Raw genomic sequence first — 18893 nt, forward strand, 5'->3', positions numbered from 1 at the left:
CACAAACGCTACTAAGTTGTATTAGAGTGAGTATGTCAGACGTCCCGAAACCCGCGCAACAGGAGGAGGTTGCCGTGACGTCTCCGGCGTCTCCCGGACCCGCCGGGACCGTGCGCCCCGGCGGGCGCACGGCGCGGGTCCGCGAAGCGGTGCGCGAGGCGACCCTCGCCGAGCTGGCGGAGAAGGGATTCGAGGGGCTGACCGTGGAGGGCGTCGCCCGGCGCTCGGGCGTGCACAAGACCACGGTCTACCGGCGCTGGGGCAGTGTGGAGGGGCTCGCCGCCGACGCGCTGGACCTGGCGGGCGGCGAGCCGTGGCCGGTCCCGGACACCGGCACGGTCGAAGGGGATCTGCGGGAGCTCACGCGGCTGGTGCTGACCGGTTTCGCCGATCCCGGCACGGGTCCGGTCTCGACCGCCTTCATCTCCGCGGCCACGCGCAACCAGGTCGTCGCGAAGGCGCTGCACGCCTTCTTCGCCGCCCGCCACCGCCAGTCGGCCCCCATCGTCACCCGGGCCGTCGCACGGGGCGAGCTGCCCGAGGGCACCGACGCCGCCGACGTGATTCGCACCGCCGTGGCTCCGCTGTACTACCGCCTGTTCGTCAGCGGCGAGCCGGTGGACGAGGCGGTCGCCGACCGCGTCGCCGCCGCCGCGCTGGCCGCCGCCCGCGCCGGGGCCTTCGCCGCCCCGGGCGGTTGAGGGCGGAGGCGGCCGTCCCGGGGCGGGCGCCGACCGCGCCACGGCCGCCGGAGAGGCGTGGTCGCCGGAGAGGCGCGGTCGCCGGAGAGGCGCGGGTCAGGTCCGCCCGCCCCGGGCGACGTCCAGGAGCCACCGGCGGACCACCGCGCCCGCCAGTGGCAGCGGTACCGTCCCCGCGCCGAGGCCCACGTCGACGAGCAGCTCGAAGACCTCTTCGCGCCGGGCGGCGGTGGCGATCGCGGCGTCGATGAAGCCGGACGACTGGGCTGCGCGGGCCAGCACGTCGGTGGTGCGCAGGTGACGGCCGAGCGCCTTCCCCAGGGCGCGCCGGTAGGCGGGCAGCGGGTCGCCGGGCGCGCGGACGGCCGCCTCGCCGGCGAGCCGGCCGGAGACCAGGGCGTAGTAGATGCCCTCGCCGGTGAGCGGGTTGACGAGACCGGCCGCGTCACCTGCGAGCAGCACCCGGCCGGCGCCGGGCTTCGGACGGCCGGGCGACAGGGGCAGGTGGTGGGCGCGCAGGTCGCGGGCGGGCAGGTGGGGCAGGAGTTCGGCGAGCCGGCCGTGCAGCACCTCGCGGCCGGGAAGCCCGACGGCGCGCAGCCGGGGCAGGAGCATCCCGAAGCCGACGTTGGCGGTCCCGTCGCCGATCGGGAACGACCAGGCGTACGCGGGCCACCCCTCCTTCTGCATGGCGATGAACTGGACGTCGTCGTCGGCGGCCGGCACGTCGGCGTAGCCGCGGACCGCGATCGCGGTGTGCCTGTCGGGGGACGGAGGGAGGCCGATGAGGCGCCGCACGGTCGAGTTGGCCCCGTCCGCCGCGACGACGGCACGCGCGGTGACGGTGCCGTCGACGACGACGTGACCGTCGCGGGTGGCGAGCCCGCGGACGCGGTGGCGGCGGACCTCGACGCCGCGCGCCCGGGCCGCGTCGACGAGGCGGGCGTCGAAGACCCTGCGGGGGACGACGTGGTTGGGCCGGGCGACGGTGGCGGAGACGTGCGCGCCGCCCGGAGAGACCACCGACAGACGCCGCGTCGGCCGGTAGTCGGCGATCAGGTCGGGGACACCGAGCAGGGCGAGTTCGTCGCGGCCGTGGGCGGCGATGCCGTCACCGCAGGCCTTGTCCCGGGGGAAGTCCGCCCTGTCGAGCAGCAGCACCCGCGCGTCCGGCCGGAGCCGCTTGGCGCCGAGGGCCGCCGCGGAGCCCGCCGGACCGCCACCGACGATCACCAGATCCCATATGTCGTCCACGTGGATGGACGTGCCACCGTACGCCTCCGCGAAACCCCGCGGGCCCGGTGGCGGCTCCCGGGACCCGGGCTCCCGGGAGCGCGGGTTCTCCCCGGACGGCGCCGGCCGGGCCGGCGAACCGCGACCGCATCCAGCCCGGCCCGGGGCGCGACCGTGCTCAGCTCGGCCGGGGCGCGATCCGGTCGAGTTCGGCGAGCGCCTCCTCGTCAGGCTGCCAGGTGCCCGCGACGGCGTTGGCCTTGACCTGCTCCGGCTTCGTCGCACCGGCGATCACCGAGCTCACCCCGGGCTGCGCGAGGAGCCAGCCGAAGGCGACGTCGAGCAGGCCGACGCCCCGCCGCTCGGCGAACTCCGCGAGCCGCTCCACAACGTCGAGACGGGCGTCGGTGAGGTATTCGGGGCGGGAAGCCAGGCGGCTGCCCTCCGGTACCGCGGCACCGCGCCGGTACTTGCCGGTGAGGAGCCCGTTGGCCAGCGGGAAGTAGGGCAGCAGCCCGAGGCCGTAGTGCAGCAGGGCGGGCGTCAGCTCCGTCTCGACCTTCCGGTTGAGCAGGCTGTACTCGTTCTGGGCGCTGACGAAGCGCTCGTGGCCCTCGTTGCGGGCGATCCAGTCCGCGTCGGCCACCTGCCAACCGGCGAAGTTGGAGGAGCCGACGTAGCGGACCTTGCCCTCGCGCACCAGGTCCGAGAGGGTCGCCAGGGTCTCCTCGACGGGCGTCGCCGGGTCGGGGAAGTGGATCTGGTAGAGGTCGATCCAGTCCGTGCGCAGGCGGCGCAGCGACCGCTCGACCGCCTTGCGGATGTATCGGCGGGAGGTGCGGGCACCCCAGTCGGGGCCGTTGGCTCCGCCGGTGTCCCCGCCGAACTTCGTGGCGAGGACCACCTCGTCCCGCCGCCCCTGCAGCACCTCCCCCAGGAACGCCTCGGACTCGCCGTAGATGTCGGCGGTGTCGATCAGGGTGATCCCGGCGTCGAACGCGGCGTCCACCACCGCCCGTGTCGCGTCGAGATCGATCCGGCGGCCGAAGTTGTTGGCGCCCAGGCCGACGGCCGAGACGACCAGTCCGGACTCGCCGAGTCGGCGGTAAGACATATCAGACATGACGCGCTCCCATTCCCATCACCACAGTAAAGCGACACAGGCGACGCTAGCGTGACCCGGTACGCGGCGGCTCAGCGGTCACTGCGATGTCGGCATGCTGTCGACACCGCCCCGGTTCATTCCGGCAAAGCGACACAGGTGACGTCGGCGGCGTGGCGGGAGGGGTCCTTCCCGGACCGGCTGACCCGGTCCTTGGCGTGCTCGCCGTCCGAGACGGTGGGGCGGGTGCCGCGAGGTCTGCGGGAGGAGCGGCGCCGCAGACCCGGGACGGGGCTCGCGGCGCGGCTCCGTCCAACGGCCCCGCCCCGACGGCCCCGCCTCAGCGGTTCGCGGGCACGCCGGATTCGACGGGGAGTCCCGCCTCGACCCAGTCCTGGATGCCCTCGCGGTACTTGCGGACGTCGGTGTAGCCGAGCCGGTGGAGCCGCTGGGCCACCGCCTCGCTGTTGCCGCAGGCCGGGTTGGAGCAGTAGGTCACGATCGTCGCGTTCCGGTCGGGGAGCACTTCCGCCGCCCGTTCGGCCACCTCGTCGGCCACCAGGGCGATCGCCCCCGGCAGGTGCTGCTGGGCGTAGTAGTCGCCCCCCAGGGCGTCCACCACGACGACGGTTCCCGCGTCGATGGCGGCCTTGAGCGCGTCGCGACTGATGAGTGTGGTCATTGCACCCTCCCAACTAAATGGACTACAGTCCGTTTCGTGAACGGTTCAGAACCTAACGGACCACAGTCCGCTTCGTCAAGTGAGGTGCTGGAGATCCTGCGCGGCCGGCCGCCCCGGGAGCGGGCCGACGCGGCGCGGAACCGCGAGAAGGTACTGGCCGCGGCGGCCCGGCTGTTCCGCGACAGGGGCGTCGACAACGTCTCGATGGACGCCGTCGCCGCCGAGGCCGGGGTCGGCAAGGGCACCCTCTTCCGGCGCTTCGGCGACCGGTCCGGCCTCGCGGCGGCGCTGCTCGACGAGCGCGAGCGGGAACTGCAGGAGCGCATCCTGTCCGGCCCGCCCCCGCTCGGCCCCGGAGCTCCCCCGGCCGAACGGCTGGCGGCCTTCGTGGACGCGTACCTGGATTACCTGTTCGACCACCTCGACCTGGTACGCGTCTCCGAGACCGCCGCCCCCGGCGCGCGCTACCGGATCGGCGCCTACCGGTTCTGGCACCGGCACGTCGCCATCCTGCTGGCCCTGGCGCGCCCCGCCGCCGACGCCGACTGCCTTGCCCACGCCCTGCTCGCCCCGCTCGGCGCCGAACACGTGGTCGCGCTACGCGGCGAACTGGGCGACGAGCGGATCAGGGAAGGCGTACGCGAGCTGGCGCTGTCCGTAGCGGGACGCGGCCGGGAAGGCGCCGGATGACCCGGCGCGCCACGACACCGGCGACATCCGCTCCGGCGGCTCGGGCCATCCGGCGCATCCTGCGCCGCGCGGGCTGCGGACGCTCGGCGGAATTCTCCCTTCACAAAAGAAGGGATAAAACTCCCTTTAAGGGAAATATCATCCGTTGACCCCCGCCGGTGGCCGAACTGACGATCGAACTACAGCCTTTCGTCGGTCGGGGGTGGCGATGAGAGCCGTACGACTACACGAGTACCACAAGCGTCCGGTCGTCGAGGACGTCCCGGAACCCAAGGTCGGCGGGCCGCTGGACGTGCTGGTCGAGATCGGCGGCGCCGGGTTGTGCCGTACGGACCTGCACATCGTCGAAGGCCAGTGGGCGGAGAAGTCCGGTGTGGCCCTGCCGTACACGATCGGGCACGAGAACGCCGGCTGGGTGCGGGAGGTCGGCTCGGCCGTGGCGACCGTCGAACCCGGCGACGCGGTCATCCTGCACCCGCTCGTCACCTGCGGGCTGTGCCGGGCGTGCCGCGCGGGCGACGACGTGCACTGCGCCGACTCGAAGTTCCCCGGTATCGACACCGACGGCGGCATGGCCGAGCTGCTGCTCACCAACGTCCGGTCGGTGATCAGGCTGGACCCCTCCCTGCGGCCCGCGGACGTCGCCGCGCTGGCCGACGCGGGTCTCACCGCCTACCACGCGGTACGCAAGGCGGTGCCGCTGCTCCATCCGGGCACGCAGGTCGTGGTGATCGGCGCCGGCGGGCTGGGCCACATCGGCGTGCAGTGCCTGGCCGCGATGACGGCCGCCGAGATCGTCGTCGTCGACCGGTCACCGGACGCCCTGGAACTCGCCGAGGAGCTGGGCGCCACGCGCACCGTGCGGGCCGACGGCGGGCAGGTCGACGCGGTCGCCGACCTCACCGGCGGGAAGGGCGCCCACGTGGTGCTGGACTTCGTCGGCGAGCAGGGCACCGAGGCCGAGGGCGTGGCGATGCTGCGCCGCGCCGGCTCGTATTTCGTGATCGGCTACGGGGGCCATGTCGACATCCCCACGATCGACATCATCTCCAAGGAGATCAACGTGGTGGGCAACCTCGTCGGCTCCTACAACGACCTGGACGAGCTGATGGCCCTGGCCGCGCAGGGAAAAGTGAGCCTCCACACCACGGTCTACCCCCTCGAAGCCGTCAACGACGCCATGGACGACCTGGACGGCGGGCGCCTGCGGGGCCGCGGGATTCTCGTACCGACAAGGAGCTGAGATGTACGAAAAGGATGGTCAGAAGTACTTCGTCGTCGACGGGCACATCCACTTCTGGGACGGCAGGCCGTCGAACCAGGCCAACCGCTACGGCGAGGGCTTCATCAACTGCTTCTACGACTACCACCGCAACCTCTCACCGGCATCCGAGGTCTGGTCACTGGAGGAGTTCTGGCAGCAGAGCGAGGAACGGATCATGCACGACCTCTTCGAGGTCGGCTACGTGGACAAGGCGATCTTCCAGCCCACCTACCTCACCGATTTCTACGTGAACGGCTTCAACACCACCGAGCAGAACGGGGCGCTCGCGGAGAAGCATCCGGGCAGGTTCATCGTGAACGGGTCGTGGGACCCGCGCGACGGCGAGCTGGGACTCGACGCGCTCGAAGCGCTGGCGGAGCGCTGGAACGTCCAGGGGGTCAAGCTCTACACCGCCGAGTGGAAGGGCGCGTCGAAGGGCTGGAAGCTGTCCGACCCGTGGTCCTACCGGTACCTCGAGAAATGCCGGGAGCTCGGGATCCGCAACATCCACGTCCACAAGGGGCCGACGATCTACCCGCTCAACCGGGACGCGTTCGACGTGGCCGACGTGGACGAGGCCGCGACCGCGTTCCCGGAGCTCAGGTTCATCGTCGAGCACTGCGGGCTGCCCAGGCTGGAGGACTTCTGCTGGATCGCCACACAGGAGCCCAACGTCTACGGCGGGCTCGCGGTCGCGCTGCCGTTCATGCACACCAGGCCGCGTTACTTCGCCCAGATCATCGGCGAGCTGCTGTACTGGCTCGACGAGAACCGGATCACCTTCGCCAGCGACTACGCGCTCTGGACGCCCAAGTGGCTCGTCGAGCAGTTCGTGGACTTCCAGATCCCGGAGGACATGCGCGCCGAGTACGGCGAGATCACTCCCGAGGTGAAGAGGAAGATCCTGGGCCTCAACCTCGCCCGGCTCTACGACATCCCGGTACCGCCCGAACTGGACGTGGTGGCCGCCCACGCGGGCACCGGCGAGCCCATCGGGTCCGCGCCGAAGGTGCCCGCATGAACATGCCGCCTCCCGGCCGCGGCGGGGTATGGGAGGCGCTGGCGACCGTGCGGGATCCGGAGCTGGACGAGCCGATCACCGAGCTCGGGTTCGTCAGCGCGGCCGAGGTCCGCGAAGGGCACGTGTCGGTACGGCTCCGGCTGCCGACCTACTTCTGCGCGCCGAACTTCGCCTACCTCATGGTCGCCGACGCCCGCGACGCGGTGCGGGCGGTCCCGGGCGTGGTCTCGGCGGACGTCCGGCTGGAGGACCACTTCGCGTCCGACGAGATCAACGCGGGTGTCGCCGAGAGCGCGGGGTTCGCCGGCTCCTTCCCCGGCGACGCCTGCGCGGAACTCGACGAGCTGCGTCTGACGTTCCGGCGCAAGGCCTACCTGGCGAGCCTCGACCGGCTGTGCACCCGGCTGGCCGCGGAGGAGCCGCAGCCGGCGCGGCTGCGGCTGGGCGACGTCCCGGAGTCGCCGGAACTGGCCGGCCTGCTCCGCCGCCGGGCCGAACTCGGGCTGGACTGCTCGCCGGAGTCGCCGCTCCTTCTCGACGAGCGCGGGGAGCCGATCCCCGCCGAACAGGCCCAGCTGCGGCTGCGCTTCGCCCGTACCGTGCGGGTCAGCATCGAGGGCAACGCCGGTCTCTGCCGCGGGCTGCTGCGTACCCGCTACCCCGAATCGACCGCCCGTTAGAGAGGGAATCCCGCCGCACCCGCCCGTCCCGGCCCGTCGGCCGCGAGACCCGAGGGGAGCCGCCCCGGCGGCTCCCCGGACCCGCGGGCACGTGACGTCTCCACCCTGTCGCCGGTGACCGGCCGTCATCCTCTTCCCGTCCCCCGCCCGGATCGACGCCGCCGCGGGCTCCGGCGGCGGTCACCAGAGGACCCAGGGGCTCTCCGCGCCTCCGCCGTAAGCGGCCGTACCCGTTCGCCTCCACCGCTGGCGGACGTCGTGCTTGGCCCCGATACGCGGAGCCGTGGTGGTGAACGGGCCGCACGTGGCGATCCCGCCGTCGCCCGACGGGGAGACGCCCGAGCAGACGAAGGGCCGGGAGACGTTGACCTCCACGTCGGTGTTGTACAGCTGGACATGTATGTCCGAGCGGACCGAGCTCGCCCCTCTGACCCGCCCCATCAGGTAGAAGACATCGCCCACCATGGCCATGCAGGGTGACATCTCCGTACCCGTACCGGCGCCTGTGGAGATCCACGAACGGCATCGCCATTCCGGTTCCGGATCCCGGCGCGGGGCGTCGGCCGTGCGGCTCTCCTCCGCCTCCGGGTTGATCGCCGTGGGCGTCGACCGCCGGGGCTGGGGAGTCCGGGTGGGCTGCGTCACCGGTTTCGTGGGGCCCGACTTCCTGGGCGGCCCGGAGGCGACCGCTTCCGGGGTACGGCTCCGCGCCGGCTGCCTCTCCGGTGGGGGCGTGGGCGAGCTTCGCGCCGCTCTGGACGGGACGGGGAGCGTGGTCCGGACCGCGCCGGTCGGCCCGTCGGCCGCTCCCTCCGACGCGAGGGCCTGATTTCCCTCGGCCCCGGCGTCCGGTGCCCGCCAGGGTGCCACGACGGTCACCACCGCCGCGCTGAGCAGCAGGGCCGCGGCGCTGGTCGCCGTGACGACCAGCCGCCGGGGCCGCCCGCGCCGGGCCGGGGCCGTGTTCCCCTCGCCGGTACGGGAAGCCCCGCCGGAGGGAGAGGTCCCGTCCGTTCCAGACGTTCCCGTTCCCCGGGCGACCGGCCCCGCACGGGAAGCGTCCGCGGGGAGGGGCTCGGAGGTGACGGACGGAGCGTCTTCCCTGGCGACCCGGGGCAGGGCGGGCAGCTCGGCCAACGACGGCGCCGCCTCACGCAGCGCCGTCGCCACCTCCTCGGCGCGGGGGCGCTCAGCGGGGTCCTTCGCGGCGCAGGCCGAGATGACCGGCCACAGGGCGTCGGGCATCCCGGGCAGCCGCCGGGGCAGGGCCATCGCGTGTTGCCGAAGCAGGGCCATCGGGTGGTCGCCGACGAACGGCGGACGCCCGGCGAGCAGCTCGTACAGGATCAGGCCGACGGCGTACACGTCCACCGCAGGCGTGGGAGTACCGCCGTCGGCCACCTCGGGAGCCAGGTACACGGGTGTGCCGATGATCGAGGTGGTCCGGGTGAGACCCGGGCCGTGGACGATGCGCGCCACGCCGAAATCCGTCAGCCGCGCCTCCCCGGTGGCCCCGTCGATCAGGACGTTTCCCGGCTTGACGTCACGGTGCACGACGCCCACGGCGTGCGCGACCGCCAGCGCGTCGGCGACCTGGGCCGTCAGCCGGACCGCGTCCGCCGGGAGCAGCGTTCCGCGCCGCCGGAGCAGGGTGAGGAGGTCTCCGCCCTCGACGAAGTCCATCACGAGGGCGAGGCGTTCTCCCTCGATGACGAAGTCGCGCACCGTGACGATGTTGGGATGACGCAGGGTCCGCATCACGTTGCGTTCCTGCACGAACCGCAGCACCAGATCCGGATCGCCGGTGAGGCTGTCCCGCAGCAGCTTCACCGCCACGGTCTCCCCGGTGTCCCGGCGCTGCGCCCGCCAGACGGTCCCCATCCCACCGGCGCCGATCTCGTCCAGAAGCACGTACCGGCTCCCCAGAGGGGCCTCGGACCCGCCCGCCGCCATCTCCCGACCTCCCCTTCGAACAGACCGAGATCACAATAGTCAGGGATTTTCCCGGAAGGGTCGGCAGCGCCCTCGCGGGGAACCACTCGCGATCGTCTTCCCGGGGGGCACGGCCTCCCGGGCGGCGGGTCCGCCCCGGGAACGGGATCCACCCCGGGAACGGGATCCACCCCGTCCGCGACCGTGAGGGCCGGACCGGCGACCTCCCCGGCGGGGACCTCCAGCGGTCACCGGCCCGCGTCTCCCTCACGAAGGTCGAAAGTTTTCGAGGGTTGCAGTGGGAGTCGTGCGCGGCGGCGTCGCCGCGTTTCCGGGCTGCACGGCAGCCGGACATATGTGCGCCCGCGCCGCTGCGCCACACGGCCGGTAACCGTCTGCGCCCGGGTCCACCGCTCAGTAGACGCCCGAGGACCCGACTCCGGGCCCGACGCTCGCCCCGAACTGCCGACGGGCAAACATTTATGGTTTTGAGATCAACCAGACGGAGCTTTGCGATCAGCACATGAAACATCATGAAATCGAATACAACGGATGGCGGGGAGCTTATATGGAAAAGATTTTAGATGCACGGAACCGCATATTCGTCCGGCGTTTCGGGTATCAGCGAGAACGTCGTCGTCCGCCGGTGTTCAGGCGGACCTGGTTAAGTGCCGATGGGAGCACCTCGTGGCAGTCACGAACATCACCATCCTGGACGGACAGAACCAGCCCCCACCGCCGGGCTGGCAGAAAGACCCCACCGATCTCAACATGGGAGCCGGCGGCGATTACCTGTACCTGGCGTACGAGCTGGACGGCAGCCAGCGTCCGGTCACGGACATCTACTTCCTGCTGAGCAAGGACGACTCCCCTCCGGAGGGATACACGAAGATAAACGTCGACCTGAACAAGGGAGCGGGCGGGAAGTACATCTACCTCTGCTTCGCCCGCAATCACGGAGACCCCTATCAGGATCTGAAAGTGATCGCCAGCTCCGACCCCGGAGCCAACCCGCCGAGCGGGTACAAGAGAATCGACGTCGATCTGAACATGGGAGCGGGCGGAAAGTACATCTACCTGTGCTACCGCACGTAGGAGATTAAACAGGAGATCCCCAGGAAAATCCTGAGGGATCTCCTGTCATTCTGCGCGGCCCGCGTTTCCGCCCTCCGCTTCACCCGCACGGTTCGAGGACAGGCCGGCCTGGACCGCAGAGCGTTCACGGCCCATGGCGCCCCCCCAACCGCCACAGCGGTGCATACGGCCCGGCTCTGTCGCGCGGGCCCGTCCGGAAGGACGCGCAAGCGGTCGCGCGGCGACAGAGCGGTCCACCCACGCCCCCCTGCGCAACGCCCTCGAAGGGGCGGTTCACAAGGAGATCATCCCCGCGATGTCGCCGGGCTCGCCACACTCGCGACGCCCTCCGGCACGATCAACCGCAGCCGGGCTCGCCACACTCGCGACGCCCTCCGGCACGATCAACCGCAGCCCGGCGACCGAACAGGCCCGTCGGGTCCTCAGGGTCCGCGGCCGCCGGAGGTGCCGGCCGGCCGGTTCCGCGAGGCCCCAGTCACGTCCTCAGAGGACGAGCGCGTTCAGTGCGGCTTCCACGGCGACGGTCCTGACCTCGTCGAACGGAACGGTGGCGTGCTCCATCACGCAGTCCGACAGGCCGCCGAGGGCCACGGTCGCGTGGATCCGCGCGGCGGTGGAGGGATCCGGGCCGAGCAGGAGCGTGATCAGTCGCTTGCGCCCCTCCCAGATCCGGTCCAGCAGGTTGAGTTCGACCAGCGTGGCGGAGGCCTGCAGGAAGACCGTGAACACGTCCCGGTGGCGCCAGATGACGTCGAAGTACTCCTCCAGCAGTTGCCGCCGGCCGGTGGGCTCACGGTCGGCCAGGAACGCCTCCATGTCGTCCAGGAACGGCTGGATGATGCTCTTGAGCAGGTCGTCCCGTGACGCGAAGTGGTAGTACAGGGCCGGTTTGGTGATGCCGAGCCGATCGGCGATGTGCTTGAGGCTGGTGTTCTGCACGCCCTGCTTCAGGAAGAGTTCGCGCGCCACCTCCTGGATGCGCGTCCTGGTGTCCGGAGCCGTCGTCATGGGGTCGAGGATAGCCCTTATCTACCGTTAAGTAAGTTCTTGCGCCCGGCGGCTAATCCTGCTTACCTATCGTTCAGTAAGGAGCTTACCTTCCATTAAGTAAGGAGGCGGCCCGTGCGGATCCTCATCTCGGGCGCCAGCATCGCCGGCCCCGTCCTGGCCTACTGGCTCAACCGGTACGGCTTCACCGTCACCGTGGTCGAACGGGCGCCGGCCCTGCGCAAAGCCGGCGGCCACGCGGTCGACCTGTTCCGCCCGGCCATGCAGATCGTCGACAGGATGGGCCTGACCGAGCCGATCCAGGCCAGGAAGACCGGGACCGAGTGGCTCACGATCCGCCCCGAGAACAGCGACCGCGTCCACGAGGTACAGGTCAGCAAGCTGATAAGCGCCGTCTCCGACCAGCACGTCGAGATCATGCGCGACGACCTGAGCGAGATCTTCTACGACGCCACCCGCCGCGATGTGGAGTACCTCTTCGGCGACTCCATCACCGCCATGACCGAGACCTCCGACGGCATCGACGTCGCCTTCGAGCACGCCCCCACCCGCAGGTTCGACCTGGTGATCGGGGCCGACGGACTGCACTCCAACGTCCGGCGCCTGGTGTTCGGCCCCGAATCGCGCTTTGCCACCTGGATCGGCGCCTACCTGGCAGTCATGTCCATCCCCAACTACCTGGGCCTGCGCGACCGCATGGACGGGATCATGGGGGTGAACAGGGTGGTGGGTGTCTACAGCGGGGCGCACATGGACGACGCCCGCGCGGTCTTCATGTTCCGCCCCGCCGCCGAACTCGACTACCACCACCGCGACATCGACCGGCAAAAGGAACTCCTCCGCCGGCACTTCGCCGGGCTGGGCTGGGAAGTGCCCCGCCTGCTGGACCAGGAGATGGACCACGCATCGGCGTTCTACTTCGACTCGATCACCCAGCTGCGCATGGACACCTGGTCCCGGGGACGGGTGAGCCTGGTCGGCGACGCCGGCTACTGCCCGGGCCCCGCCGTCGGCGGCAGCACCAGCCTGGCCGTCTTCGGCGCCTACGTCCTGGCCGGTGAGCTGGCCGAGGCCCGCGGCGACCACACCCGCGCGTTCCCCGCCTACGAACACCAGATCGGCGAGTACGTACGGCGCAACCGCGCCTTCGCCGTCGGTGCCGCCAAGCAGCTCATCCCCGCCACCCGCCTGAACCTCTGGGTCCTGGTCCAGGGAACCCGGATGATCACCCATATCCCCACGCCGATCGCCCGGACTCTGACCGGTCTCGGCAGCAAAGGTCTGCGGCTGTACAACGAGATCACCCTGAAGGACTACCCGCGGGAAGCCGTCGTGCGGGGAGACCGCGCCTGAGGGCCTGACGGAAAGACCGGCGGACCCGGACTCCGCCGGGTGGACGTCGACCTCGGCGGCGCCGAGCTCGAAACGAAAAGCGCCGCGGAGCGATCATGCTTCGGGGCGTTTGCGCTGCCCAGATGATGTGGTCAGGGGCGGGGTCGAACCACCGGCCTCCGCTTTCCGGGCGAGCCGACCGCCCTGCTCCGCTCAACGAGGACGAGGTCGGAGGGCTGTGGACGACTGCCGTCGTGTGCCTGCGGTGGCCGACGTTGTCGTCACCGTTATCGTCAGCCCTCACGTTCCTGAACCGAGGCCGGCCGAACGCATCTCCCCCGCGTCAGCACAGGTTGCCCCCGCTGGGAGCAGAACTGACCCGTAAGAAGTAGTCATCGCCGTCCTTCTCTTCCGGCCCGTCGTAGTACCACACCGACAGATAGACATTCCGGCTGTTGATGACCTTGGTGAGGCAGGCCTGCGTTACGCCCTCCTCCTGCTCCGGCGCCGGCTTCCAACCGTCCTTGATCGCCACTTCCCGATAGAAGGACGGCACACCGGCGCGCGACGCGGAAACCCGGTAGGACTGCTCGGCATACGCAAGCCGGTCATCGTCATCGCACCCCCGCCCGGTTTCTCGTACGGCTCCGCGCCGACCGGGCGGGCATCGAGGACGCCGAGCGTTACGAGAGCCGAAGCAAGCCGCTTGTCATCGTCGGTACAGCGGGGAAACGGCGAGCTGGGCATCAACCACAAAACCAAGCGATCCACCGCGAAAGCACCAATCCCCAGAACACCTACGGCGGCGACAGCGCCGGCAAGGCCGCCTGACCCCAACCGCCCGATAGAACCAATCGAAATCGAGTTACACCGTTGATTTGGACAGACCCGATCTTTCGCCACGCTGCACATGGTGCGCAAGGCGCCCGGCCAGGCCGGGTTCGCGGTGATCACCCGCTGCCGGGTGGTCGAGCACACCCTGGCCTGGCTGACCGCCCACCGCCGACTGGTCCGCGACTACGAACGTCACCCTGCGACCTCGGAAGCGATCATCCGTTGGGCAGGATCAGCGGCATGGTTCGCCGCCTCACGCGTGGCCGTGCCGCCGCGCGCCGGCAGGCACGTGTTCTTGTTCGGCACTTCGCAACCTGAGCGCCAGGCGCTGCAGCCGCACCGCCAAGCGGCGCCTCCTCCGTGACCGGCCGTCGCTATTCTGCGGCAATGCCTGGTTTCGCGGACCGTCCGTTGCTGTTCCTCGACGTTGATGGACCGCTCATTCCGTTCGGGGCGCCCGAACCACATCCCGGTGGGCGCTCAGATAACCGGACGGCGTCGCAGCCACTGCCGCCGGGATCGAACCCGCTGCTGGCCAGGGTCGATTCCCGACACGGGGCGCGGTTGTCGGCGTTGCCGTGCGACCTCGTGTGGGCGACGACCTGGATGGCCGATGCGAACGAAGTGATCAGCCCGTTGCTCGGCCTACCCGAGCTGCCGGTAGTGCACTGGCCGGACTCAGAGGAGGAGGGCCCGCTGCACTGGAAAACCCGTGGCCTGATCGACTGGGCGGCCGGACGCTCGTTCGTCTGGGTCGACGACGAAATCACCAACGTCGATCGCGCCTGGGTGTCCGCGCACCATCACGGACAGGCCCTCCTCCATCGCGTTGACCCTCGCCGTGGCCTCACGCACACTGACTTCGTCGTCATCGCTGACTGGCTGGCACAGCTATGACCGATCCAGCCGCGGGCGTCGTTTCTGCTATTTCGGCAGCGCGGAAGGTTTCTCAAACACGCTCCAGGCCGAAATCCCAGCACAGGGCCGTCCGACTGCATCGAATTACCACTATAAAAACCTCTGTCAAGACATTGATTGCGCCGTAAATACATGGAATATCGGGTGTATCCCTGCAAATAATTCAATGAGGAGCACCCGGTGAAAATTCCCCCGATCACCTCAAGAGCCTCACGATCCACCGGTCGTCTGGCAGTGGCGCTGGGAGTCGCCCTCGCCGTGGTCGCAATGGGCGCCGCCCAGGCCACCGCAGCCCCCGTCCCCTCCCCCGTCAAGGACGCCATCACCCGAGCCATCGAGCCGGTCGGCAGGGTCCCGGGCGGTTTCGCCTCCTGGAAAGACCTGCTGGCCACCCAGGAGAAGCTGGTCAAGGCCGCCGACCGCGTCACCGCCGCCGTCAAGACGCAGGACGACACCGGGTTCGCCGGCATCATCGCGGCGCCGGAGAACCGCGAACTGCGCGTCTACTGGAAGGGAGACACCCCCGAACACATCAGCGCCCTGGTCGGCCGACTGCGCCGGGACGTCCCGGTTAGCGTCCTGCCCGCGGCCTACTCGGCCCGCGAACTGGAACGCGAGATGAATCGCCTCGTCCGCGCCTCCGGCGGCGCGATCACCTCGATCGCGCCGAACGCCGACGGCTCGGGCCTGACGGCCTCGGGCGCCGACTACGGCCTGACCCGCGCGAAGGTCGCCGACTCGGCAGTGCCGGTCACCGTGGAGGCCGGCGTCACACCGGCCCCGGCCAGCCGCTGGGACGACACCGCGCCCTGGCTGGGCGGCGCGGCCTGGCGCAACGCCGGCACCGGCCGCGGCTGCTCGACGGGCTTCGCCGTCACCTTCGGCGGGGCGAGCTGGATGCTGTCCGCGGCCCACTGCGGCAGCGTCGGGCAGACGGCCACCGACCCGACCGGCCAGGTGATCGGCCCGATCGCCCACGCCAACACCAGCCGCGACGTGATGCTGATCCGCGCCGGCACCGCCGGCCGCGTCTACAACAACAACCCCGGCACCATATCGCCGGAGTTCAGCAACCCGGTCGTCGGCACCTCCGCCTCCTACGTGGGCATGTGGCTCTGCACCTCCGGCGCCTCCTCGGGCACCATCTGCCTTTGCCAGGTGAAGCTGACCAACGTCACGATCTACCTTCCCGATGGTGTGCTCTACGGCCTGGTCCTCCTTGAGAATTCGACGCGCAAGAACGCAGCCGGTCAGGGCGACAGCGGCGGCCCGGTGGAGACTCCCGAACCGTCCGGCACCACCCGGCAGTACGCGGTGGGGGTCATCTCCCTCATCGACACCAGCGCTCAGGTGCCCTGCACCGGCTACGTCGTCAACGGCCGCATCTGCTCCTGGCGGCTGTACTACTCGCCGTGGAGCAACGCAACCGCCGCCTTCCCGGGAATCGCCATCATGACCGGCTGACGAATCGATCGACTTGATCACCGGGGCGTTGTTGTCACTGGAGATCAAAAAGCCCCGAACGATGATCGCCCGGAACGTTTGCGCTGCTCAGACGATGTGGTCAGGGGCGAGGTCGAATCGCCGACCTTCCGCTTCTCAGGCCCTGGTCGCCTGCTGTGAGCTGGGGGTAGACGGGTGTCTGCGGTGTTCTGAGTGTGTCGGCGGTGGTGGACGGTGCCGTCAGGGTTGCCGTCGGGGCTCAACGGGGAACGACCTGCGCCCGGACCCCGGGCAGGTCATCGAACGCGGCGGACGAGTCCATCGTGACGACGATTCTCGCGGTGGTCGCAGCTGTCGCGGCGATCAGTAGATCGTATGCCCCCCGTGTCTTTCCCTCTCGCCGGACGTGTGCCATCAGACGAGCGTGGACTCTGGCGACGTCCGTGGTGTATTCCTCGACCGGGATCAGCGCAAGAACCTCATCCACGAAGGCCTGCCGAGCAGGACGGCGTGCCGCGTCCGCCATCTCCACGCCGACGAGCAACTCGGCCACGGTGATCGCGGCGATCGCCACATCATCGGCATCCCCGATCACCGCGTCCACGGAAGCCTTGCCTCGCTCGGCGGCGATGAGCACACCGGTGTCCAGGATCAGGCGTCGGGCCACGTGCTTCTCATCTCGTCGTCGACCGCCTCCCGGGCCGCCGCGACATCGGCCTCGAAATCGGCGTCCAGCCTTCCCGCGCTTCTCGACAGGAAGGCCTTGACCATGCGCCCGGGCGCCGTCGGCGCGGGGCCGATCACCGCGATCTGCTTGCCTCCACGGGTAACCACGATCGTCTCACCTCGCTCCGCCTCGTCCAGAACCGCCGCAAAGCTCCGAGATGCCTCAGTGGCAGTCATCACCTTCATGAAATCAGATTATCTGATGATGACTTACCGCTGTGAGCAGGCGAAGATAAAGACATTCAGTGACCGGCCAGACCGGCGGCCGAAACCGCCGATCCAAGACCGGCTACCAGGACCAGGAGAACGTCGTCCGGCTCCGCCTGATCCCCGGCCTGGGCAAGCGGCGGCCGGACAAGCCCAACGCCCAGGACATCCGGCGAGGGACCCCGACGGGGCCGACAACCTCCGGCGGAGTCGGGAAGCGATCCACCGGGCCGCGGCGACATGCGTTTTCACGACCTTCGACACACCTGCGCCACGCCGCCGCTCAACCTCGACGTACCACCCCGGGTCGTCGATCACAGCGACATCGAAGCGACGATGACGATCCACACCCACGTCTCCCCCGACGACAAGCACCATGCCCTCGGCAAGCTCGGTGATGGCCTGAGGTGATCCGGCAGCGCACAGTTTCGTAGGCCATCGTCCCGACACCGGTGACGATGGCCTACGTGTTCCTGTGGCTATACGCCCAAAGCATCCGCTTGTCCGGCCTGGTGAATCACGTGCTTGATCTGGTTGTGCGGTTCGCCGGCAGCGGTCGGCTCGGTCCGTTGCACTGCGGGATGACATCGCAGGATGTCGAAGAACTGATCGGGCCTTTTCACGACCGAATCATGACTCCAAGCCCCGGCGCCGACGACCCCGACCGTACTTCTGGGACGACCTGGAAGTCGTGATCTGCCACGGGTTGGTTGTGAGCGTGGGACTGCCTCTCTGCCGAAAGACGGTCACGCCGCGACCCGGAAACGCAGTTGCCGGCACCGCTCCCGCCTGGCCGCGGACAGTCCCCGCTCCTGTCGGAGCACCTCATCCTTCAAGGCTGTCACCTGGACAACCGGTCGCTGCCAAGTACCCGTCCTCAGGCCACGCCCGCATTTCTTGATCAGTACAGCAACACCTACGCCGCCCGCCCTCAGCACCCATCGGTGGCACGGCCAGGCTTCATGCCGGCCATTTCGGTCTGCCGATCGTCATGGTTTGTGCGTCTGGCGGGCGACGACTTGATGGGGTAGCCGTGAGCCCCCGTCATCAGCCCTTGCTATTCGTCAGGCAGCAGGTACCGCCAGGAGAGCACGAAGAGTGCCCCCGAACTGGTCTTGAAGAGCGACCGATCGTACTCCTTCCCAGCAGGCACCGCCTTGGTGATCGCACTCACCGCCGCCCCCTCGATGTCCTTCTGCCAAATCGGGTCCACCGTGCCCGAAGGCTCCGGGACCCCTGCGGGCCACGGCGCCGGCTTGCCCTCCGCCGAGGCGACCCCTTCGACAACCATACGGACGCGGGTGGCGACGTAGTCGGTGCCCGCGGTGGCAGCCCGGGTCGCCAAGCCGTCCATCAGCTTCTTCGCCTCCGAGAGCTCCTTCGGGTAGAAGTCCGCGACCTGGTCCAGAGCCGGGACCCGGACCTCCAGCATCTTTCCGTCCTTCCCCCGTACCCCGAAGACGGTGGCCGGCACGTCCGTCACCGTCGGCGCGCCCGGCTTGGGCTCCGCGGTCGGCGGTTGCCCGGTCAGGTACGTCTCCATCGACGCGACCGTCTCGTCCGTCTCGGCATCGGTGAGCTTCAGCTGCTTGCTCGCGTCAACGACCACCAGGCCGTCGCTGTACAGCACCACCCTCGGCGGACGCAGCACGTTCATGGTCGGGGTCACGAACCCGCCTTCGGCACCCCACAATGCAACCCGCTTCGCCGGCCCGTCGTCAGCCGAGGTCGCCGACATATCCGATTCCGCTCCTCCGCAGGCCGCAGTCAGGGACAACAGCGCCACGAGCAGGGTCATTCGTAATCTCATGCCCCACAAACGTACGCTTCCTTCAGGTGGTTCAGCCGGTGTCGTTCAAGGTCAGACGGATCCACCCGCAAGGGCAATCGCCGACTCGGCGAGATCGTCGCGACCGCCTCCCACTCCAGCGCCTTCCTGGTCGAGCACTACTAGTACTTCGTTAGGTTGATTTGATCTTCGGTGGTGGGTTCGGCATGCTGCCCGCGTGAACTTGGGGGAAATCG

The 18893-nt window shown here is 69.6% G+C and carries 20 protein-coding genes and 1 pseudogene; 12 read left to right on the forward strand and 9 right to left on the reverse strand.

Annotation, left to right across the window (positions count from 1 at the left end; genetic code table 11):
• Positions 1-74 precede the first annotated feature (74 nt).
• On the forward strand, positions 75-701 hold the full coding sequence (locus ABD841_RS28750; RefSeq protein ID WP_344978340.1) for a TetR/AcrR family transcriptional regulator: 627 nt from the start codon (positions 75-77) through the stop codon (positions 699-701).
• Between the two features lie 96 nt (positions 702-797).
• Here ABD841_RS28750 and ABD841_RS28755 read toward each other — a convergent pair whose 3' ends face one another.
• From ABD841_RS28755 to ABD841_RS28765, 3 genes are all read right to left on the reverse strand, one after another.
• On the reverse strand, positions 798-1955 hold the full coding sequence (locus ABD841_RS28755) for an NAD(P)/FAD-dependent oxidoreductase (protein WP_344978342.1): 1158 nt from the start codon (positions 1953-1955) through the stop codon (positions 798-800).
• A 157-nt stretch (positions 1956-2112) separates the two neighbouring features.
• Positions 2113-3057 carry an aldo/keto reductase gene (locus ABD841_RS28760; RefSeq protein ID WP_344978344.1) on the reverse strand — a complete coding sequence of 315 codons (945 nt, stop codon included), beginning with the start codon at positions 3055-3057 and terminating at the stop codon, positions 2113-2115.
• A gap of 319 nt (positions 3058-3376) precedes the next feature.
• Complete coding sequence (locus tag ABD841_RS28765) at positions 3377-3718, reverse strand: rhodanese-like domain-containing protein (RefSeq protein ID WP_344978346.1); 342 nt, start codon at positions 3716-3718, stop codon at positions 3377-3379.
• A 93-nt stretch (positions 3719-3811) separates the two neighbouring features.
• Here ABD841_RS28765 and ABD841_RS28770 point away from each other — a divergent pair, with 93 nt between their 5' ends.
• The 4 genes from ABD841_RS28770 to ABD841_RS28785 all read left to right on the forward strand — a co-directional run bounded on the left by ABD841_RS28770 (position 3812) and on the right by ABD841_RS28785 (position 7373).
• Positions 3812-4408, forward strand: coding sequence for a TetR/AcrR family transcriptional regulator (locus ABD841_RS28770; protein ID WP_425582059.1), 597 nt, complete (start codon positions 3812-3814; stop codon positions 4406-4408).
• Positions 4409-4616: 208 nt separating this feature from the next.
• The gene (locus tag ABD841_RS28775) at positions 4617-5651 is read left to right on the forward strand and encodes an NAD(P)-dependent alcohol dehydrogenase (RefSeq protein WP_344978350.1); all 1035 of its coding nucleotides are present in this window, start codon (positions 4617-4619) and stop codon (positions 5649-5651) included.
• 1 nt (position 5652) lies between these two features.
• Complete coding sequence (locus tag ABD841_RS28780) at positions 5653-6693, forward strand: amidohydrolase family protein (RefSeq protein WP_344978352.1); 1041 nt, start codon at positions 5653-5655, stop codon at positions 6691-6693.
• Positions 6690-7373: an iron-sulfur cluster assembly protein gene (locus ABD841_RS28785; protein WP_344978353.1), complete on the forward strand. Its 684-nt coding sequence runs from the start codon at positions 6690-6692 to the stop codon at positions 7371-7373. The genes ABD841_RS28780 and ABD841_RS28785 overlap by 4 nt, the downstream gene beginning before the upstream one ends.
• 180 nt (positions 7374-7553) lie before the next feature.
• Here ABD841_RS28785 and ABD841_RS28790 read toward each other — a convergent pair whose 3' ends face one another.
• Positions 7554-9284 (reverse strand): serine/threonine-protein kinase, encoded by a 1731-nt coding sequence (locus ABD841_RS28790; RefSeq protein ID WP_344978355.1) that lies wholly within the window; start codon positions 9282-9284, stop codon positions 7554-7556.
• A gap of 708 nt (positions 9285-9992) precedes the next feature.
• Here ABD841_RS28790 and ABD841_RS28795 point away from each other — a divergent pair.
• On the forward strand, positions 9993-10400 hold the full coding sequence (locus tag ABD841_RS28795) for a hypothetical protein (protein WP_344978357.1): 408 nt from the start codon (positions 9993-9995) through the stop codon (positions 10398-10400).
• Positions 10401-10883: 483 nt separating this feature from the next.
• On the opposite strand, the gene ABD841_RS28800 is transcribed toward ABD841_RS28795, so the two are convergent.
• The gene (locus tag ABD841_RS28800) at positions 10884-11408 is read right to left on the reverse strand and encodes a TetR/AcrR family transcriptional regulator (protein ID WP_344978359.1); all 525 of its coding nucleotides are present in this window, start codon (positions 11406-11408) and stop codon (positions 10884-10886) included.
• A gap of 114 nt (positions 11409-11522) precedes the next feature.
• Here ABD841_RS28800 and ABD841_RS28805 point away from each other — a divergent pair, with 114 nt between their 5' ends.
• Positions 11523-12761, forward strand: coding sequence for an FAD-dependent monooxygenase (locus ABD841_RS28805; RefSeq protein WP_344978361.1), 1239 nt, complete (start codon positions 11523-11525; stop codon positions 12759-12761).
• Between the two features lie 322 nt (positions 12762-13083).
• Here ABD841_RS28805 and ABD841_RS28810 read toward each other — a convergent pair whose 3' ends face one another.
• Complete coding sequence (locus ABD841_RS28810) at positions 13084-13275, reverse strand: hypothetical protein (RefSeq protein WP_344978363.1); 192 nt, start codon at positions 13273-13275, stop codon at positions 13084-13086.
• Between the two features lie 366 nt (positions 13276-13641).
• Between ABD841_RS28810 and ABD841_RS28815 the strand changes: the two are divergent.
• The 3 genes and pseudogenes from ABD841_RS28815 to ABD841_RS28825 all read left to right on the forward strand — a co-directional run.
• A pseudogene (locus ABD841_RS28815) lies at positions 13642-13892 on the forward strand (hypothetical protein); the annotation flags it as partial.
• Positions 13893-13961: 69 nt separating this feature from the next.
• The gene (locus tag ABD841_RS28820; RefSeq protein ID WP_344978367.1) at positions 13962-14471 is read left to right on the forward strand and encodes an HAD domain-containing protein; all 510 of its coding nucleotides are present in this window, start codon (positions 13962-13964) and stop codon (positions 14469-14471) included.
• A gap of 255 nt (positions 14472-14726) precedes the next feature.
• Positions 14727-15956 carry a S1 family peptidase gene (locus ABD841_RS28825; protein WP_344978369.1) on the forward strand — a complete coding sequence of 410 codons (1230 nt, stop codon included), beginning with the start codon at positions 14727-14729 and terminating at the stop codon, positions 15954-15956.
• Between the two features lie 238 nt (positions 15957-16194).
• Here ABD841_RS28825 and ABD841_RS28830 read toward each other — a convergent pair whose 3' ends face one another.
• Together ABD841_RS28830 and ABD841_RS28835 are read right to left on the reverse strand one after the other, a co-directional pair.
• Positions 16195-16602 carry a PIN domain-containing protein gene (locus ABD841_RS28830; RefSeq protein WP_344978371.1) on the reverse strand — a complete coding sequence of 136 codons (408 nt, stop codon included), beginning with the start codon at positions 16600-16602 and terminating at the stop codon, positions 16195-16197.
• Complete coding sequence (locus ABD841_RS28835) at positions 16587-16847, reverse strand: type II toxin-antitoxin system Phd/YefM family antitoxin (RefSeq protein WP_344978372.1); 261 nt, start codon at positions 16845-16847, stop codon at positions 16587-16589. Before ABD841_RS28835 ends, ABD841_RS28830 begins: the two co-directional genes overlap by 16 nt.
• A gap of 261 nt (positions 16848-17108) precedes the next feature.
• Between ABD841_RS28835 and ABD841_RS28840 the strand changes: the two genes are divergently transcribed.
• Entirely contained in the window at positions 17109-17279 is a 171-nt protein-coding gene (locus tag ABD841_RS28840) for a hypothetical protein (RefSeq protein ID WP_344978373.1), read from the forward strand.
• 41 nt (positions 17280-17320) lie between these two features.
• Complete coding sequence (locus ABD841_RS28845) at positions 17321-17563, forward strand: hypothetical protein (RefSeq protein ID WP_344978374.1); 243 nt, start codon at positions 17321-17323, stop codon at positions 17561-17563.
• Positions 17564-17925: 362 nt separating this feature from the next.
• On the opposite strand, the gene ABD841_RS28850 is transcribed toward ABD841_RS28845, so the two are convergent.
• The gene (locus tag ABD841_RS28850; RefSeq protein WP_344978375.1) at positions 17926-18666 is read right to left on the reverse strand and encodes a hypothetical protein; all 741 of its coding nucleotides are present in this window, start codon (positions 18664-18666) and stop codon (positions 17926-17928) included.
• Positions 18667-18893 lie beyond the last annotated feature (227 nt).

The sequence above is a fragment of the Streptosporangium fragile genome (assembly GCF_039534445.1).
In the GTDB taxonomy this organism is placed as follows: Bacteria; Actinomycetota; Actinomycetes; order Streptosporangiales; family Streptosporangiaceae; genus Streptosporangium; species Streptosporangium fragile.

What these genes read in the sequence shown, in the direction of transcription:
- ABD841_RS28760 (WP_344978344.1), bottom strand. Translation starts at nt 3,057, where the DNA reads ATGTCTGATATGTCTTACCGCCGACTCGGCGAGTCCGGACTGGTCGTC.
- ABD841_RS28765 (WP_344978346.1), bottom strand. Translation starts at nt 3,718, where the DNA reads ATGACCACACTCATCAGTCGCGACGCGCTCAAGGCCGCCATCGACGCG.
- ABD841_RS28775 (WP_344978350.1), top strand. Translation starts at nt 4,617, where the DNA reads ATGAGAGCCGTACGACTACACGAGTACCACAAGCGTCCGGTCGTCGAG.
- ABD841_RS28780 (WP_344978352.1), top strand. Translation starts at nt 5,653, where the DNA reads ATGTACGAAAAGGATGGTCAGAAGTACTTCGTCGTCGACGGGCACATC.
- ABD841_RS28785 (WP_344978353.1), top strand. Translation starts at nt 6,690, where the DNA reads ATGAACATGCCGCCTCCCGGCCGCGGCGGGGTATGGGAGGCGCTGGCG.
- ABD841_RS28800 (WP_344978359.1), bottom strand. Translation starts at nt 11,408, where the DNA reads ATGACGACGGCTCCGGACACCAGGACGCGCATCCAGGAGGTGGCGCGC.
- ABD841_RS28820 (WP_344978367.1), top strand. Translation starts at nt 13,962, where the DNA reads ATGCCTGGTTTCGCGGACCGTCCGTTGCTGTTCCTCGACGTTGATGGA.
- ABD841_RS28835 (WP_344978372.1), bottom strand. Translation starts at nt 16,847, where the DNA reads ATGAAGGTGATGACTGCCACTGAGGCATCTCGGAGCTTTGCGGCGGTT.
- ABD841_RS28840 (WP_344978373.1), top strand. Translation starts at nt 17,109, where the DNA reads ATGCGTTTTCACGACCTTCGACACACCTGCGCCACGCCGCCGCTCAAC.
- ABD841_RS28850 (WP_344978375.1), bottom strand. Translation starts at nt 18,666, where the DNA reads ATGACCCTGCTCGTGGCGCTGTTGTCCCTGACTGCGGCCTGCGGAGGA.